The following is a 16,676-nucleotide window of genomic DNA, read 5'->3' as shown; positions in this document are numbered from 1 at the left end:
AATCTCCTTGTTCAGCCCCGCTTAACGGGACGCTGCCAATCATCCTTGCTAATAACCCTGGAACGTTCGACCGCCAGGACGTTATCCGCCACATCGCGATTGATGGTCGAGCCGGCGCCCACGGTCGCCCCCTTGCCAATCGACACCGGCGCCACCAGCGCCGTGTTGGAGCCAATGAAGGCCTCATCGCCGATCTCGGTGCGATGCTTGTTGGCACCATCATAGTTGCAGGTAATGGTACCCGCGCCGATGTTCACGCCCTGGCCCAGACGCGCGTCACCCACGTAACTGAGATGATTGATCTTGGAGCCCTCGCCCACCTCGACGTTCTTGGTCTCGACGAAATTGCCGACCCTGGCCCCCACCGCCAGGCGGGTGCCCGGTCGCAGGCGCGCAAAGGGTCCCAGCTGATTATGGCCGGCCACCACGGTACCCTCGATAACACTATGGGCCTCGACCACCGTTTCGGCGCCGATATGGCTGTCGCGGATTACGCAGTGCGGGCCGATCCTGACACCCTCGCCGAGTGCCACCTGGCCCTCGAAGACACAGCCGACATCGATTTCCACATCATGACCGCATTCCAGCTGGCCGCGCACATCCAAGCGTGCGGGATCGCGCAGAGCCACGCCACGCGCCATCAGGTCATCGGCGATATCGGCCTGCAGGGTACGTTCCAGGCGCGCCATCTGGCGGCGATCATTGACACCCTCGACTTCGACAGGCCGGGCGGGTTGGGCGGTGGCGACGCTGACGCCCTCTGCGGCGGCCATGGCGATCACGTCAGTCAGATAGTATTCCCCCTGAGCGTTCTCAGCCGACAGCCGGGGCAACCAGCGGCGCAGTTGCGCGGCTGTCATGGCCATGATGCCGGTATTGCACTCGCGCACCGCCCGCTGGGCCTCGCTGGCATCTTTCTGCTCGACGATGGCGACCGCCTCGCCGGCCTCGTTGCGCAGGATGCGGCCATACCCGGAAGGGTCCTCGAGCGTGACCGTCAATAGCGCCATGTGGTCTTCGTCGACAGGGGCCAGCAGTGCCCGCAGGGTATCGCGACGAATCAGCGGCACATCGCCATACAACACCAGCACCTTGCCGTCGCCGAGTTGATCCAGCGACTGGGCCACGGCATGGCCGGTGCCCTTCTGCTCGGCCTGCAGAGCGAAGTCGACCTCATAGTCGGCCAGCGCCTCACGCAACGTGTCGGCACCGTGTCCGACGACCACATGGGTGCGATCGGCCTCGAGCCCCACCGCCGTGTCGAGCAGGTGGCGCACCATCGGCTTGCCGGCCAGCGGGTGAAGTACCTTGGGCAAGGCCGAACGCATGCGCGTTCCCTTGCCGGCGGCGAGTATCACGACATCCAGGGTCATCCCGACTCCTTCATTGTGTCTCTGATTGACTATTGTGGGTGGCAGATGGGGTCAGCCCCATTGTGATCCATTCTTCAGGGCGCTTCATCACCTGGTGAAGGAAGTCGATCAGCCGAGTTTACGATCTCGATTCCCATTCTCTTGATCCTGTCCTCACCGAATCGTGCCGTGAAGGCCGGACTCGCCAGACTCTGCCAGCCTTCGCCCTGGCGAACCAGCATCAGGACGGCCAGATCGTGGCGCAGCGCGAGCCGCATGCCTTCGCGTTCGCCGAGCACCGTCATGGCCGTGGCCCAGGCATCGGCGCGGGCATTGGAAGGCGCGAGGACGGTCACCGACGCCAGCTGATGGCGAATGGGACGGCCGGTGCGCGGATCAATGGTATGCGAGTAGCGCCGCCCATCGGTTTCGAAATAGTGGCGGTAATCCCCCGAGGTGGCCACAGATATGGCGTCCAGCTCCAGCACATGCTCGGCCCGGGGCTGGCCATCCTGGGGTACCTCGACGCCGATACGCCAGGCTTCGGAATCGCCGTCCCGGTGGCCGGCCACCTTGACCTCGCCACCCAGGTTGACCAGGTAGTTATCCATGCCTGCCTCGTCCAGATAGGCAGCAACCCGGTCGGTGGCATAGCCCTTGGCCACCCCGGAAAGATCGACGAAAACGTCCTTGAGCCGCCGGGCACGGTTGTCGTCGACATCCAGCTCCAGGGTCTGCATGCCGACCTCGGCCAGGCGCTGCTCGATCAGGGCATCACCGGGCACCTCTTCGGGGCGTGCTTCGGGGCCGAAGCTCCACAGGTTGACCAGATCACCCACGGTGACATCGAAGGCACCGTTGCTGGCCTCGCCGACGGCACGGGCCAGGGCCAGTACCTCGATCAAGGGCGCGGAGAGCGTCTGCCACTCGCCGACCGGTGCCTGGTTGAAGGCCACCAGCTCGGCGTCATCGCGGTAGGTGGACATAGAGGCATCGACTGCTTCCAGCTCGTCGAGGATGCCGTCCTGCAGGGTATCGCGACGCTCGGCGGTGATCGGATCGGCGAGGGTGACCTGATAGAAGGTGCCGAAGATATCGCCCTTGAGAGTCACCGGGGTTTCCAGCTTGCGCTCGGAACAACCGGCCAGCAGGACGAGCAGTAGCAGCAACAGGAACGTATGGCGGTAATTCAAAAGTGGCATGACAAAACTCCAGAAGGAACCCAACCAACAGGATGAGCGCCGGGGACAAGCTGAAGCGAGGGTCCTTTGCCATGGATGGCAAAGGTAGCGCCCAGGGATGGGTTCACAGCGCCCTCGCGAAAGCTTGTCGACGGAAAAGCTCATCCTCCCCCGGCGCTCATCGATCGCGTTACCCGAACAATCAGCGATCGCTCTAACCGAACAACCAGATCAAGGCGACACCCAGTATCAGCCGATAGATGACAAAGGGCTGCATACCGATGCGCTTGATGAAGGCCAGAAAGAAATGAATACAAGTATAGGCGCTGATACCCGACAACACGGCGCCCACTGACAAGGCTAGCCAATCCACCGGCTGCGGCGCGCGGATCAGCTCCAGGGTCTCCAGACCGCCGGCCAGCACGATCACCGGAATCGACAGCAGGAACGAGAAGCGTGCCGCCGCTTCGCGGTTGAGCCCCAGCATCAGGGCGGCGGTCATGGTGATGCCCGAGCGCGAGGTGCCGGGTATCAGCGCCAGTGCCTGGGCCAGACCGATCCACAGCGCATCCTTCCAGCCCATGGTGTATTCGCTGCGTTGTCCTCGACAGCGCCAGTCGACCACTCCCAGGAGGATACCGAACACGATCAGCCCCCCGGCCAGCACCAGCGGTGAGCGCATCACATTCTCGATGCTGTCCTTGAAGGCCAGGCCGACAAGACACACCGGAATCGTTGCCAGCAGAACCCACCAGGCCAGGCGCGCATCGGCGTCGGTGCCCTGCCCGCCCAGGCTGCGACACCAGCTGGCGATCATGGCGGTCAGCTCCGCGCGGAAGTACAGCACCACGGCAGCCAGACTGCCGATATGCAGCGCCACATCGAAGGCCAGCCCCTGATCGGGCCAGTCGGTGAGCACCGGCACCAGAATCAGGTGGGCGGAGCTGGAAACCGGCAGGAACTCGGTCAATCCCTGGACGATGGAAAGCAGGACGATCTGGAGCCAATCCATGGAATACTCTATGTCAGCAATTCAGTAACCGGTTCATGAGGATACAGCTCCAATCACGGCCTGTCCCCTCCGGCCTGTTCGTGAAAGTTACTGCTCAGGACAGTATCAGGGTCGCGAAGCTGAAGTAGATCAGCACCCCGGAGGCATCGATCAGGGTCGTCACCAGTGGCGCCGAGGCGGTGGCCGGGTCCCAGCCGAAGCGATCGAGCACGAAGGGCAGACACATGCCCAGCAGGCTGCCGAAAAGCACGATCGAGATCATGCTGATGGCCACCACAAGGGCCACCGCTTCACCGCCACGCATCACCCCGATCGGTGCCACTGCCAGGGCCATGGTCAGGCCCAGCGAGCCGGCGACCAACAACTCGCGCCCCAGCAGCTTACCCCAGTCCCGCACGCCGACATCCCCGGTGGCCATGCCGCGAACCATCAGGGTCGCTGCCTGGGCCCCGGCATTGCCGCCGCTGCCGATCAACAATGGCAGGAAGAAGACCAGCGCCACCTGGGCGGCAATAGTCTCCTCGAAATACGCGATGCCGGCCCCCGAGAGCAGGTTGCCGAAGACCAGCAGCACCAGCCAGGTCACGCGCTTGCGATACAGGCTCAGCAGCGGTACCCGAGTGACACCGTCTTCCAACTGACCGATCGACATGCCCTTGTGGATATCCTCGGTGGCCTCGGACTCGACCACATCGAGGGCATCATCATGCGTCACGATGCCCACCAGAAGTCCCTGTTCGTCGATCACCGGCACGGCCAGCAGGTCGTAACGAGCCACGGCTCGCGCCACTTCTTCCTGCGCGGTGTCCACGCTCATGCGAATCACATCGCGAATCATCACGTCGTCGACCACCGTCCCGGGGCGCGCCACCATCAACTGACGCAGCGACATGGTGCCGGCCAGGCAGCCATCTTCATCGATGATATACAACTGATAGACGGTCTCGGCGTCCGGAGCCGTCTGTCTGACCCGCATCATCGCCCGGGAAACAGTCATGCCCATGGGGATGGCTACATAGTCGGCGGTCATCAGGGCGCCGGCCGTGCCCTCTTCATAACTGGCCAGGCGCATCAGTTGCTCACGTTCGCGATGGGCCATGCGGCGCAGCAATACTTCACGACGATCCTCGCCGAGCACTTTGAACAGATCCGCGCGCTCATCCGAGCCCATCTCCTCGAGCACGGCCTGCAACTTGTCATTGCGCATCACGGCCGTGAAGACCAGTTGCTCTTCATCGTGTAGATAACCGAGCACATTGGCCTGGCGTTCCAGCGGCAAGCTGTCGAGCAGGGCCCGAGCGCGCAGCTCGTGACCGTCGCTGAGCAGGTCATGAAGAATTTCGCCGATATCCGCCGAGCGCAGCTCGGGCAACTGGCGATTCAACTGCTGCCGATCATCCCGGTCGAGGGCATGCAGCAGCGAGACCTTGTGGTGTTCAAGCGGTGCACTCAATGACATGAAGGCTGTCTCCCGGCCACGCGCTGGTTCGATGGTCCAGAGAATATGGTAAGCAACTGAGCGCACAAAAAAAGCGCCCCCCGGGAGATATCCGGGAGGCGCCCTGGTCTGTCACGCTCGGCGACGGGCCGGGATCAACCGCGCCCCGCCTTGCGACGCAACTGCTGGATGGTACGCAGTTGTGCCACGGCCTCGGCCAGCTCAGCGGCGGCCCGGGTGTAATCGAGCTCCGCGGACTTGTCGCTCATGGCCTGAAGCGCTTCCTGGCGAGCCTGCTCGGCGGCAGCCTCGTCCAGGTCGTCGGCGCGCACGGCGGTATCCGCCAACACGGTGACTACCGTCGGCTGAACCTCGAGGAAGCCACCCGAGACATAGAAGTGGTCCTCCTCGCCTCCGCCGCGGACGACCCGCACCGGGCCCGGCGCCAGCTCGGTGAGCAATGGCGTATGGCCGGCGAGAATCCCGAGATCCCCCATGATACCGGACGCCACGACCTGCTCGGCGTCGCCGGAGAAGATCGATGCCTCGGCACTGACGACCTCGCACTTGATGCTTTTCGTCATGATGACGTCTCCCAGGTGGAGGGATTACTTCATCTGGTTGGCTTTCTCGACGGCTTCGTCGATGGTGCCGACCATATAGAAGGCCTGCTCCGGCAGCTCGTCGTACTCACCGTCGAGGATGCCCTGGAACCCGCGGATCGTTTCCTTGAGCGAAACGTACTTGCCGGGAGAACCGGTGAACACCTCGGCCACGAAGAACGGCTGGGACAGGAAGCGCTGGATCTTGCGTGCTCGATCCACGGCGAGTTTGTCCTCGTCGGACAGCTCGTCCATGCCCAGGATGGCAATGATGTCCTTGAGCTCCTTGTAGCGCTGCAGCACGCCCTGAACGCCACGCGCGGCCTTGTAGTGCTCCTCGCCGATGACCAGCGGGTCGAGCTGACGCGAAGTGGAGTCCAGCGGATCGATGGCCGGGTAGATACCCTGCTCGGCGATGGAACGCGCCAGTACCACGGTCGCATCCAGGTGCGAGAAGGTGGTGGCCGGCGACGGGTCGGTCAGGTCATCCGCGGGCACGTATACGGCCTGCACGGAGGTGATAGAGCCCGTCTTGGTGGAAGTGATGCGCTCCTGCAGGACACCCATCTCTTCCGCCAGCGTCGGCTGGTAACCCACCGCGGATGGCATGCGGCCGAGCAGTGCTGAGACCTCGGTACCGGCCAGGGTATAGCGGTAGATGTTGTCGACGAACAGCAGGACGTCACGGCCTTCATCGCGGAACTTCTCGGCGATGGTCAGGCCGGTCAGCGCCACACGCAGGCGGTTGCCCGGCGGCTCGTTCATCTGACCGTAGACCAGTGAGACCTTGTCGAGGACGTTGGACTCCTGCATCTCGTGATAGAAGTCGTTGCCCTCGCGGGTCCGCTCGCCGACACCGGCGAACACGGAATAACCGCTGTGCTCGGTGGCGATGTTACGGATCAGCTCCATCATATTGACGGTCTTGCCGACACCGGCACCGCCGAACAGGCCGACCTTGCCGCCCTTGGCAAACGGGCAGACCAGGTCGATGACCTTGATGCCGGTTTCCAGCAGTTCCTCGGCAGCCGCCTGGTCCGCATAGCCGGGGGCCTTGCGGTGGATGGGCATGCGTTCCTGCTCACCGATGTCACCAGCTTCGTCGATCGGCTGACCCAGGACGTTCATGATACGTCCCAGTGTCGCTTCCCCCACCGGCACGGAAATCGCCGCGCCGGTATCGGTGATCTCGAGGCCGCGTTTGAGACCCTCGGTGGTTCCCATGGCGATGGTGCGTACCACGCCGTCGCCCAGCTGCTGCTGGACCTCAAGGATGGTCTCGCTGTTCGAGACCGTCAGCGCGTCGTAGACCTTGGGCACTTCGTCCCGCGGAAACTCTACGTCAATCACCGCGCCGATGATTTGTACGATACGTCCGCTCATCTTGGTTCCTCTCAAAGTACCTGCAAATGAAACCTGTATGCCTGCGCTATACGGCGGCGGCGCCACCGACGATCTCGGAAATTTCCTGGGTAATGGCCGCCTGACGGGCCTTGTTGTACACCAGTTCCAGGTCGTCGATCATGTTGCCGGCGTTGTCGGTAGCACTCTTCATGGCGATCATGCGGGCGGCCTGCTCACAGGCTACGTTCTCGACCACCGCCTGATAGACCTGCGCCTCGACAAAGCGCACGAGCAGGCTGTTCAACAGCGCTTGGGCATCAGGCTCATACAGGTAGTCCCAGCTGCTGGGACGCTCGATTTCGTCGTTGTCGTCAGTCTCTGTCTCGACTCCCATCTCGGGAGAGAGCGGCAGCAACTGACGGACCACCGGCTTCTGGGTCATGGTGTTGACGAATTCATTGAACACCACGTAGAGGCGGTCCAGCTTGCCCTCATCATAGGCATCCAGCATGACCTTGACGCTGCCGACCAGATCTTCGGCGCGGGGCGATTCACCCAGGCCGCTCTTGGCCGCCACCAGGTTGCCGCCATACTTGTGGAAGAAGGTGCTGGCCTTGCTGCCCAGGGTACAGAAATCGAGCTCTGCGCCCTGCTCATGCCAGGCCCTGGCCTCCTTGACGACGGACTTGAACAGATTGACGTTCAAGCCACCGCACAAGCCGCGGTCACTGGATACCACGATAAAGCCGACACGCTTGACCTCACGCTCTTCCATCCACGGATGCTTGTATTCCGGGTTGGCATCGGCGAGATGGCCCACGACCTTGCGAATCTGCCTGGCGTAGGGATGGCTCGCCTTCATGCGATCCTGCGCCTTGCGCATCTTCGACGCCGCGACCATTTCCATGGCGCTGGTGATCTTCTGCGTGTTTTTGATGCTCCCGATCTGGGAGCGAATCTCTTTTGCGGCTGCCATAGCGATCTACTCCGTTCGTGGCCCTCAGAAAGCTCCATGGCCCGCTTTTCACAAGCGGGCCGGGGGAATTACCAGCTCTGAGTTGCCTTGAACTTGTCGAGCCCTTCCTTCAAGCCCGTCTTGATCTCGTCGCTGTAGTCACCGCTCTGGTTGATCGTGTCGAGGAGTTCGCTGAACTCGGACTTCATGAAGTCCTGCAGGGAACGTTCGAAATCCAGCACCTTGCCGACCTCGACATCTTCCAGATAGCCCTCGTTGGCGGCAAAGAGGGTCACGGCCATTTCCGCCACGGACATCGGCGAGTACTGATTCTGCTTCATCAGTTCCATCACGCGCTGACCGTGTTCCAGCTGCTTGCGGGTCGACTCGTCGAGGTCGGAAGCAAACTGGGCGAAGGCCGCCAGCTCACGATACTGAGCCAGTGCCAGACGCACGGTGCCGCCGAGCTTCTTGATGATCTTGGTCTGCGCCGAGCCACCCACACGCGATACCGACAGGCCGGCGTTGATGGCCGGACGGATACCCGAGTTGAACAGGTCAGTCTCGAGGAAGATCTGACCGTCAGTGATCGAGATCACGTTGGTCGGAACGAAGGCCGAGACGTCACCACCCTGGGTCTCGATGATCGGCAGGGCGGTCAATGAACCGGTCTTGCCCTTCACTTCACCATCGGTGAACTTCTCGACATAGTCCTCATTGACCCGCGCCGCCCGCTCGAGGAGCCGCGAGTGGAGGTAGAAGACGTCACCCGGGAAGGCTTCACGGCCCGGCGGACGACGCAGCAGCAGGGAGACCTGACGATAGGCCACGGCCTGCTTGGAGAGGTCGTCATAGACGATCATGGCGTCTTCGCCACGGTCGCGGAAGTACTCGCCCATGGTGCAGCCGGAATAGGCGGCGAGGAACTGCATCGGCGCAGGGTCAGCCGCACCGGCCGCCACCACGATGGTGTGTTCCATGGCGCCATGCTCTTCGAGCTTGCGCACCACGTTGGCAATGGTCGACTGCTTCTGGCCGATCGCCACATAGACACTAGTCACGCCGGTGTCTTTCTGGTTGATGATGGCATCGATGGCAATCGCTGTCTTGCCGATCTGGCGGTCGCCGATGATCAGCTCACGCTGACCGCGGCCGATCGGCACCATGGCGTCGATGGACTTGAAGCCGGTCTGGATAGGCTGGTCCACGGATTGACGAGTGATGACGCCCGGCGCGACCTTCTCGACCGCATCGGTCTTGTCGGTGCCCAGGTCGCCCTTGCCGTCGATCGGGTTGCCCAGGGCATCGACCACGCGGCCGCGCAGCTCGGGGCCAACCGGCACCTCGAGGATACGACCAGTACACTGAGCGGTCATGCCCTCTTCCAGCTGCAGGTAATCACCCAGTACCACGGCGCCGACGTTGTCGCGCTCGAGGTTGAGCGTCATGCCGTAGATGCCGCCGGGGAACTCGATCATCTCGCCGAACATTGCATCGGCCAGACCATGGATCTGCACGATACCGTCAGACACGCTGACGATGGTGCCCTGGTTACGGGCTTCGGAAGCGACATCCAGCTTTTCGATACGCTGCTTGATGATGTCGCTGATCTCGGAAGGATTCAGTTGCTGCATGCCATGTCCCTCAGACTCAGGCGGAAAGGGCCTCGTGGAGGCGATTCAGTCGACCGCGTACCGAACCGTCGATGACGGTATCGCCGGCACGCAGGATCACGCCAGCCATTAGGCTGCTGTCCACCTGACTGGTAATGGAGATTTCGCGGTTCAGACGCTTGGCCAGCGCACTCGCGAGCGTTTGTTGCTGCGCGTCGTCCAACGGGAAGGCAGAGACGATTTCCACGTCCATACGCTTCTCCTGCTGAGCCTTGAGCAGCGCGAACTGCTCGGCGATGGCCGGCAGAGCCGCCAGGCGGCCTTTCAGGCCAACCTGGTAAAGGAAGTTGCGCAGTTCGTCGCTCACAGCATCGCCGCACAGCTCCACGACCAGCTCGACCTTTTGCTCGCTGGCCATGCGTGGGTTGCCCAGCACCTGCTGACGCAGATCATCGTTGCCGACGACCTGCGCCACGCTGTCGAGCATGCCGGCCCAGGCATCGAGTGCCTGGTGCTGAGTGGCATATTCAAACGCTGCCTTGGCGTAGGGGCGAGCGACGGTAGACAGTTGCGCCATGGAGAACCTCCTTAAAGCTCGTCAGCGAGTTTTTCGACGAGCCTGGCGTGCTGCTTCTCGTCGATGGAGGCTTCCAGGATGCGCTCAGCGCCTAGGACGGAGAGCCGCGACACTTCGCCTCGCAACTCTTCCTTCGCGCGATTGACTTCCTGCTCGATCTCGGACCTGGCGCCCGCGACCATGCGCTCGCCTTCCTGGCGGGCCTGCTCGCGTGCCTCATCGATCATCTGATTGGACCGCTTGTGGGCTTGCTCCAGGATTTCGGCTGCCTGTTCCTTGCTTTCACGCAGTGTCTCTTCGGCCTGCTGTTCAGCCTTCTCGAGGTCGCGTGAGGCACGGCTGGCCGCGTCCAGGCCATCGGCGATCTTCTTCTGACGCTCATGGAGCGCATTATTGATCGGCGGCCACACATACTTGGTGCAAAACCAGACAAAGATCGCGAAGGCGATCATCTGTCCGATAAGCGTCATGTTGATATTCACAAGGACGTACCTCTGACAGATTCGTGGTGACCGGAAATCAACAAACCGAGCGTTTCACGCTCGGCATGTTGATGATTAACCGGCAACGACGAAGATCAGGTACATCGCGATACCCACACCGATCATCGGCACGGCATCCAGCAGGCCAGCCATCAGGAAAGTCTTGGTCTGCAGCTGGTTGGCCAGCTCCGGCTGACGGGCGGTGGTTTCGAGCAGCTTGCCACCCAGCAGGGCAAAGCCGATACCGGTGCCCAGAGCGCCAAGACCGATCATCAGAGAAGCGGCAATGTAGACGAGTTCCATGGTGATACTCCTATCGAGTTGAAGTGAAGGTTTTCAGGGTTGAACGGTTTAGTGGTGCTCATGGGCCGCGTTCAGATAGACCACGGTCAAGACGGTGAAGATGAACGCCTGCAGCGAAATGACCAGGATATGAAAGATGGCCCAGGGTACGTTGAGGGTCCAGCTGATCCAGAAGGGCAGCAGCGCGATCAGGATGAAAATCACTTCACCGGCAAACATGTTGCCGAAGAGTCGCAGACCAAGACTAAGCGGCTTGACCAGCAGACCAATGACCTCCATCACCAGGTTGAAGGGAATCAGCAGCCAGTGGTTGAAGGGGGTCAGGGAGAGCTCCTTGGCAAAGCCCCCGAGTCCCTTGACCTTGATGCTGTAGTAGATGATCAGGCAGAAAACGCCCAGCGCCATGCCCAGGGTGGCATTCGGGTCGGTGGTCGGCACGATTTTCATGTACTCGACGCCCAGTCGCGCAAACAGCTGAGGGGCCAAGTCGACCGGTATCAACTTGAGCAGGTTCATCAGGAAGATCCACACGAACAGCGTCAGCGCGATTGGCCCGATCAAAGTGTTACGGCCATGGAAAGCGCCACGCACGGTGCCTTCGACGAATTCGAAGACCATCTCGATGGCGCTCTGCAGCTTGCCGGGCACGCCGGTAGTCGCGGCCTTGCCGACCATGCGAAACAGCCAGATGAACAGTACACCCATCGCCACTGACCAGCCCATGGTGTCCAGGTGGATGGCCCAGAAGCCCATTTCCTGGGCCTCGGCCGTTGAATGGGCGATCGACCAGCCATTCTCCGGATGGTAACCGTAGGTGAGGTTTTGCAGGTGGTGCTGAATATACTCCGTCGGAGTCTGGTTGTTGCCTGCCATGAGCTGCCTCGATTTCAGTTGGGTGACGGTGGCCTGCCCATCCAGCCGACCAGGCTGGGGATGAACAGCATCACCACATAAGCGCTAAAGAAGAAAGCATGATTTGAGGGGGGCACTGCCACGAACGCCACCACGAAAAGTGCCACCGTCAAAACAAACTTGCCTGCTTCCGCCCGATAGAGGCTTGCCACCATCTTCCGCGCTTGGCGCCCTCCACGATAGCGGAAGGCTCGCCAGGCAAAGAACAGGTTGGGTAGCAACGCCACAACAGCTCCCTTGAGAGCCGAAGTACCACCGCCTTTGCCGTCTATCACGACGGCAACCAGCACCATCAGGCCTGTCACTGCCAATTGTGCCAGCATCAGTCGCTGCACATCGGGGCGCTTGATCCGGGCCGCCATGAGGTCTCCATTGTCTTTCGGGAGGGCCGCTGGGTCACCGCCTCGAGCACCACTGCCAAACCGGACAGTCCGGCGCGATTATAGGGAAGCGGCCCGGCGGCATCAACCGCATGCGCCGCGATTGTTCGCGATATCACGCCAGCTTAAGACTAAAAGCCGATGAAACGCTGCGAACTTCTTTAGCTCGCTAAATGAATCACCGCCTCAGCGAATGTGCTCCAGTATACCGTCGAGTTCTTCCAAGCTGGCGTAGCGGATGGTCACGCGCCCCTTGCCGCTCTGGCCATGCTGAATCTTCACCGGCGCGCCCAGTAGGTCGCCAAGGCGCGACTCCAGCCGGGCCACGTCCGGACCGGGTGCAGCCTTGGCCGGTTTCTTTGGTCCACCGGCATTGAGCTGCTTGACCAGGGCCTCGGTGGCACGCACGGTCAGATCCTTGTTGACGACCTCGTGGGCCGCCTTGCGCTGTTTGGCTCCCGACAGGCCCAGCAGAGCCCGGGCATGGCCCATATCCAGATCGCCGCGCTCGAGCAGTGTCTGTACCTCCGGATCCAGCGACAAAAGCCGCAGCAGGTTGGCCACCTGGGCACGTGAGCGTCCCACGGCATCCGCTGCCTGCTGTTGCGTCAGCTCAAACTCATCGAGCAGACGCTTCATGGCCATGGCTTCCTCGACCGGGTTGAGACTCTCGCGCTGAATGTTCTCGATCAGCGCCAGCGCTAGGGCAGCCTCGTCGCTGACATCACGGATGACCGCCGGGATGACATCCAGCTCGGCCAGTTGCGCGGCCCGCCAGCGCCGCTCGCCGGCAATGATCTCGTACCGCCCAGCCTCGATCTGACGCACCACGATGGGTTGCATAACCCCCTGGGCGCGAATCGAGTCGGCCAGTTCTTCCAGCTTCTCGGGCTGAATATCGCGGCGAGGCTGATAACGACCACGACCCAGCTGACCCAGCGGCAAACGCTCGAGCCGTTCCTCGGTCTCGGGAACCCGGGGGGATTCATCGCCTTCCGCGACCTCGTCCAGGGTGGTGTCGACTTCCGGCAAGTCCAGACTGTCACGGCGCTTGGCATTGGCACCGATCAGGGCATCCAGGCCACGTCCCAGGGCGCGTTGTTTGCGCGTCATCGCGTTTCCCTCATCCAGGGTAGATACGTTTCCGGGTCTATACGCTTACAACGACAGACGACGAATCAATTCCTTGGCCAGCACTCGATGCGCCTGGCTGCCCCGCGAGAAGCGGGCGTACTGGGTGACCGGCAGACCATGACTGGGGGCCTCGGCCACCCGCACATTGCGCGGAATGGTGGCCTTGAGCAGGGCATCACCGAAGTAGTCACGCAGCTGCTTGCTGACATCGCGGGTCAGGCTGTTGCGATTGTCGTACATGGTGCGCAGGATGCCATAGATCTCGAGCTGAGGATTCACGCTGTCCTTGATCTGCTCGATGGTATCGAGCAGCGCCGACAGCCCCTCGAGGGCATAGAATTCACACTGCAGCGGAATCAGCACGCCATCGGCCGCGGTCAGGCCATTGACGGTCAGCATGTTCAAGGACGGCGGGCAGTCGATCAGCACCACGTCGTACTCCCCGGCGACCTCGCGCAGGGCGTCGATCAAGCAGCGCTCGCGGCCGTCCTGGCGCTCCAGCAGCTCCACTTCGGCGGCGGTCAAATCGCCATTGCCAGGCAGGAGGGCGTAACCGGCCTCGGGGCAGTCGAGGATCACTTCGCTGGACTTGCGATCACCGAGGATCACATCGAGCACACTGCCGTCCAGCTCGTGCTTGTCGACACCACTGCCCATGGTGGCATGGCCCTGAGGATCCAGGTCGACCAGCAGGACGCGGCGATCCAGGCCCGCCAGACTGGCGGCCAGGTTGACGGCGGAAGTGGTCTTGCCCACGCCGCCCTTCTGGTTGGTCAAGGCGATGATCTTGGTCACGGCGACATTCCTTGCGTGTGACGGACGCCTCAGTGGCGACCCTGGGTGGAAGCGGTGCGTTCGAGTATCACCAGCCGGCGTTGGCCGGCCTCGAAGGGTACCCGCAGCTCGTGACTGGCGACCTGGGTAACGTCCTCGGGCAATCCGCTCAGTTCATCTTCCACGGTGGGGCCCTTCATGGCCAGCCACCGTCCTCCATCCGCCACCAGGCGGGTGCTCAGCGAGACGAAGTCGCCCAGGCTGGCGAAGGCGCGCGAAATCACCGCGTCATAGCCATAGGCGGGCCCCGCAAAGGCCTCGACCCTGGCCTGGACAGGCGTGACATTGGTCAGGCCGAGTTCCATGACGGCCTGCCGCTGAAACCTGACTTTTTTGCCATTGCTGTCGAGCAGCGTGACTCGGCGCTCCGGCGCGAGAATGGCCAGCACCAGTCCCGGCAGTCCTGGACCGGAACCCACGTCAAGCAGTGTCGAACCGTTTAGATACGGCGCCACGACCGCGCTGTCGAGCAGATGCCGCGACACCATGTCGTCACGCGAGCGTACCGCGGTGAGGTTATAGGCGCGGTTCCACTTGTGCAACAGCGCCAGCAGGGTCATCAGAACCTCGTGCACCCGCGGCCGGTCCGCCAGCCCCAGCTCCGCCAGGCCCTGTTCCAGGCGTTCGTGCACTCGACGGTCGTCATGCCTCATGCGTTGGCTACCCGGCTGTCGTCGAGCAGGCGTCGCTTCTTCAGATGAATCAGCAGGATGGACACTGCCGCTGGGGTCACGCCGGAGATGCGCGAGGCCTGGGCCAGGGTTTCGGGCCGCCCTTCGCTGAGCTTCTGACGGATCTCGTTGGACAGACCTTCGACCTGTTGATAATCCAGGTCGGCCGGCAGTGGCGTGGCCTCATGGCGCTTGAGCTTGTCGATGTCCTGCTGCTGACGGTCGATGTAGCCCTGATACTTGGCCTGGATCTGCACCTGCTCGGCCACGCGTTCGTCTTCGACAGCCTCTCCCGCCAGGCCGGCCACATCGCGATAGCCCAGCTCGGGGCGGCGCAGCAGTTCGAGCAGGTTGTATTCGCGCTTGAGCGGCTGGCCGGTGAGCTCATTGACCTTTTGCGCGGCGTCACTGCCGGGCTGAACCCACTGCGAGCCGAGACGAGCGGTTTCTGCCTCGACGGACTCGCGCTTGGAGCTGAAGGCCTGCCAGCGCTGATCATCGACCAGCCCCAGCTCACGCCCGGCCTCGGTGAGTCGCATGTCGGCGTTGTCTTCGCGCAGCAGCAGGCGGTACTCGGCGCGTGACGTAAACATGCGATAGGGCTCACGGGTCCCCAGGGTGATCAAGTCATCCACCAGCACGCCAAGATAGGCCTCGTCGCGGCGGGGCCACCAGGCATCCAGCCCCCTGGCCCGGCGGGCGGCATTGAGTCCGGCCAGCAGGCCCTGGGCGCCGGCTTCTTCGTAGCCTGTGGTGCCGTTGATCTGGCCGGCGAAATACAGGTTGTGGATAAAGCGCGTTTCCAGGGAGTGCTTGAGGTCCCGCGGATCGAAGAAATCATACTCGATGGCATAACCCGGCCGCGTGATATGGGCGTTTTCCATGCCGTGGATAGAGCGCACCACCTGTAGCTGGACATCGAATGGCAGGGAGGTGGAAATGCCATTGGGGTAGAGCTCGTGGGTGTTCAGGCCTTCGGGCTCGACAAAGATCTGATGGCTGTTCTTGTCGGCGAAGCGATGCACCTTGTCCTCGATGGACGGGCAATAGCGCGGGCCGACACTATCGATGGTGCCCGAGAACATCGGTGAGCGTTCCAGGTTGGCATGGATGATCTCGTGGGTGCGCTCATTGGTATGGGCGATATGGCAACTCATCTGCTGCGGATGCAGCCGACGCTCGCCCAGGTAGGACATCACCGGTGTGGGGCTGTCGCCGGGTTGTTCTTCCAGCTTCGAGAAATCCACGCTCTTGGCATCGATGCGCGGCGGAGTTCCGGTCTTGAGTCGATCGACGCGGAATGGCTGGGCACGCAGTCGCTCGGCAAGCGCGTTGGAGGGCGGATCTCCGGCACGGCCGCCGCGACTGTTGTCCAGCCCGATGTGGATAACGCCCCCCAGGAAGGTACCGGTGCATAGGACCACGCTTTCGCCCATGAAGCGAATGCCGGTCTCGGTGGTCACGCCGCGGACCTGGTGGTCGTCGACAATCAGATCACCGGCGGCCTGCTGAAAAAGCGTCAGATTGGGCTGGTTTTCCAGCATGCTGCGAATGGCAGCCTTATACAGCACGCGATCGGCCTGGGCACGTGTGGCGCGTACAGCGGGTCCCTTGCGTGCATTGAGGACACGAAACTGGATGCCGGCCTTGTCGGTGGCCAGTCCCATGGCCCCGCCCAGGGCGTCGATTTCCTTGACCAGATGGCTTTTGCCGATCCCGCCGATAGCGGGATTGCAGGACATCTGCCCCAGGGTCTCGATGTTGTGGGTCAGCAAGAGGGTTCGGCAGCCCGTACGAGCCGAGGCCAGAGCGGCTTCGGTGCCCGCATGGCCGCCACCGATGACGATGACGTCGAAACGGTCGGGGTACTCCAAGGTTCACCTCGT

At 62.3% G+C, this 16,676-nt stretch carries 17 protein-coding genes; all 17 read right to left on the bottom strand.

Annotated elements, in window-relative coordinates:
* Positions 1-11 precede the first annotated feature (11 nt).
* Complete coding sequence (gene glmU / locus QWY74_RS03445; protein WP_264826084.1) at positions 12-1,373, bottom strand: bifunctional UDP-N-acetylglucosamine diphosphorylase/glucosamine-1-phosphate N-acetyltransferase GlmU; 1,362 nt, start codon at positions 1,371-1,373, stop codon at positions 12-14.
* Positions 1,374-1,447: 74 nt separating this feature from the next.
* Complete coding sequence (locus QWY74_RS03440; protein ID WP_290313725.1) at positions 1,448-2,554, bottom strand: FAD:protein FMN transferase; 1,107 nt, start codon at positions 2,552-2,554, stop codon at positions 1,448-1,450.
* Between the two features lie 193 nt (positions 2,555-2,747).
* Positions 2,748-3,545, bottom strand: coding sequence for an undecaprenyl-diphosphate phosphatase (locus QWY74_RS03435; RefSeq protein WP_264826082.1), 798 nt, complete (start codon positions 3,543-3,545; stop codon positions 2,748-2,750).
* A 94-nt stretch (positions 3,546-3,639) separates the two neighbouring features.
* Positions 3,640-5,004, bottom strand: a complete 1,365-nt coding sequence (mgtE, locus tag QWY74_RS03430) for a magnesium transporter (protein WP_290313724.1) — start codon at positions 5,002-5,004, stop codon at positions 3,640-3,642.
* 134 nt (positions 5,005-5,138) lie between these two features.
* A complete protein-coding gene (locus tag QWY74_RS03425; RefSeq protein ID WP_264826079.1) occupies positions 5,139-5,567 on the bottom strand; it encodes a F0F1 ATP synthase subunit epsilon in 429 nt (142 codons plus the stop codon).
* A gap of 24 nt (positions 5,568-5,591) precedes the next feature.
* Positions 5,592-6,968: a F0F1 ATP synthase subunit beta gene (atpD, locus tag QWY74_RS03420; protein WP_264826078.1), complete on the bottom strand. Its 1,377-nt coding sequence runs from the start codon at positions 6,966-6,968 to the stop codon at positions 5,592-5,594.
* 46 nt (positions 6,969-7,014) lie between these two features.
* Positions 7,015-7,905: a F0F1 ATP synthase subunit gamma gene (gene atpG / locus QWY74_RS03415; RefSeq protein WP_264826077.1), complete on the bottom strand. Its 891-nt coding sequence runs from the start codon at positions 7,903-7,905 to the stop codon at positions 7,015-7,017.
* A gap of 68 nt (positions 7,906-7,973) precedes the next feature.
* Entirely contained in the window at positions 7,974-9,518 is a 1,545-nt protein-coding gene (atpA, locus tag QWY74_RS03410; RefSeq protein ID WP_264826076.1) for a F0F1 ATP synthase subunit alpha, read from the bottom strand.
* Between the two features lie 16 nt (positions 9,519-9,534).
* The gene (locus QWY74_RS03405) at positions 9,535-10,074 is read right to left on the bottom strand and encodes a F0F1 ATP synthase subunit delta (RefSeq protein ID WP_264826075.1); all 540 of its coding nucleotides are present in this window, start codon (positions 10,072-10,074) and stop codon (positions 9,535-9,537) included.
* An 11-nt stretch (positions 10,075-10,085) separates the two neighbouring features.
* Complete coding sequence (locus QWY74_RS03400; RefSeq protein WP_264826074.1) at positions 10,086-10,556, bottom strand: F0F1 ATP synthase subunit B; 471 nt, start codon at positions 10,554-10,556, stop codon at positions 10,086-10,088.
* Between the two features lie 75 nt (positions 10,557-10,631).
* Positions 10,632-10,859 carry a F0F1 ATP synthase subunit C gene (atpE, locus tag QWY74_RS03395; protein WP_064699929.1) on the bottom strand — a complete coding sequence of 76 codons (228 nt, stop codon included), beginning with the start codon at positions 10,857-10,859 and terminating at the stop codon, positions 10,632-10,634.
* A 48-nt stretch (positions 10,860-10,907) separates the two neighbouring features.
* On the bottom strand, positions 10,908-11,732 hold the full coding sequence (gene atpB, locus QWY74_RS03390) for a F0F1 ATP synthase subunit A (protein ID WP_264826073.1): 825 nt from the start codon (positions 11,730-11,732) through the stop codon (positions 10,908-10,910).
* 14 nt (positions 11,733-11,746) lie between these two features.
* The gene (locus QWY74_RS03385) at positions 11,747-12,133 is read right to left on the bottom strand and encodes an ATP synthase subunit I (protein WP_264826072.1); all 387 of its coding nucleotides are present in this window, start codon (positions 12,131-12,133) and stop codon (positions 11,747-11,749) included.
* A 204-nt stretch (positions 12,134-12,337) separates the two neighbouring features.
* The gene (locus QWY74_RS03380; RefSeq protein ID WP_264826071.1) at positions 12,338-13,264 is read right to left on the bottom strand and encodes a ParB/RepB/Spo0J family partition protein; all 927 of its coding nucleotides are present in this window, start codon (positions 13,262-13,264) and stop codon (positions 12,338-12,340) included.
* A 45-nt stretch (positions 13,265-13,309) separates the two neighbouring features.
* Positions 13,310-14,080, bottom strand: a complete 771-nt coding sequence (locus QWY74_RS03375; protein WP_264826070.1) for a ParA family protein — start codon at positions 14,078-14,080, stop codon at positions 13,310-13,312.
* A gap of 29 nt (positions 14,081-14,109) precedes the next feature.
* A complete protein-coding gene (gene rsmG / locus QWY74_RS03370; protein ID WP_264826069.1) occupies positions 14,110-14,772 on the bottom strand; it encodes a 16S rRNA (guanine(527)-N(7))-methyltransferase RsmG in 663 nt (220 codons plus the stop codon).
* On the bottom strand, positions 14,769-16,664 hold the full coding sequence (mnmG, locus tag QWY74_RS03365) for a tRNA uridine-5-carboxymethylaminomethyl(34) synthesis enzyme MnmG (protein WP_264826068.1): 1,896 nt from the start codon (positions 16,662-16,664) through the stop codon (positions 14,769-14,771). Before mnmG ends, rsmG begins: the two co-directional genes overlap by 4 nt.
* Between the last annotated feature and the right edge of the window lie 12 nt (positions 16,665-16,676).

The sequence above is a fragment of the Halomonas almeriensis genome (assembly GCF_030409235.1).
GTDB lineage: Bacteria > Pseudomonadota > Gammaproteobacteria > Pseudomonadales > Halomonadaceae > Halomonas > Halomonas almeriensis.
The sequence above is the reverse complement of the archived record's forward strand: the minus strand, read 5'-3'. Positions and strand labels throughout refer to the sequence as shown.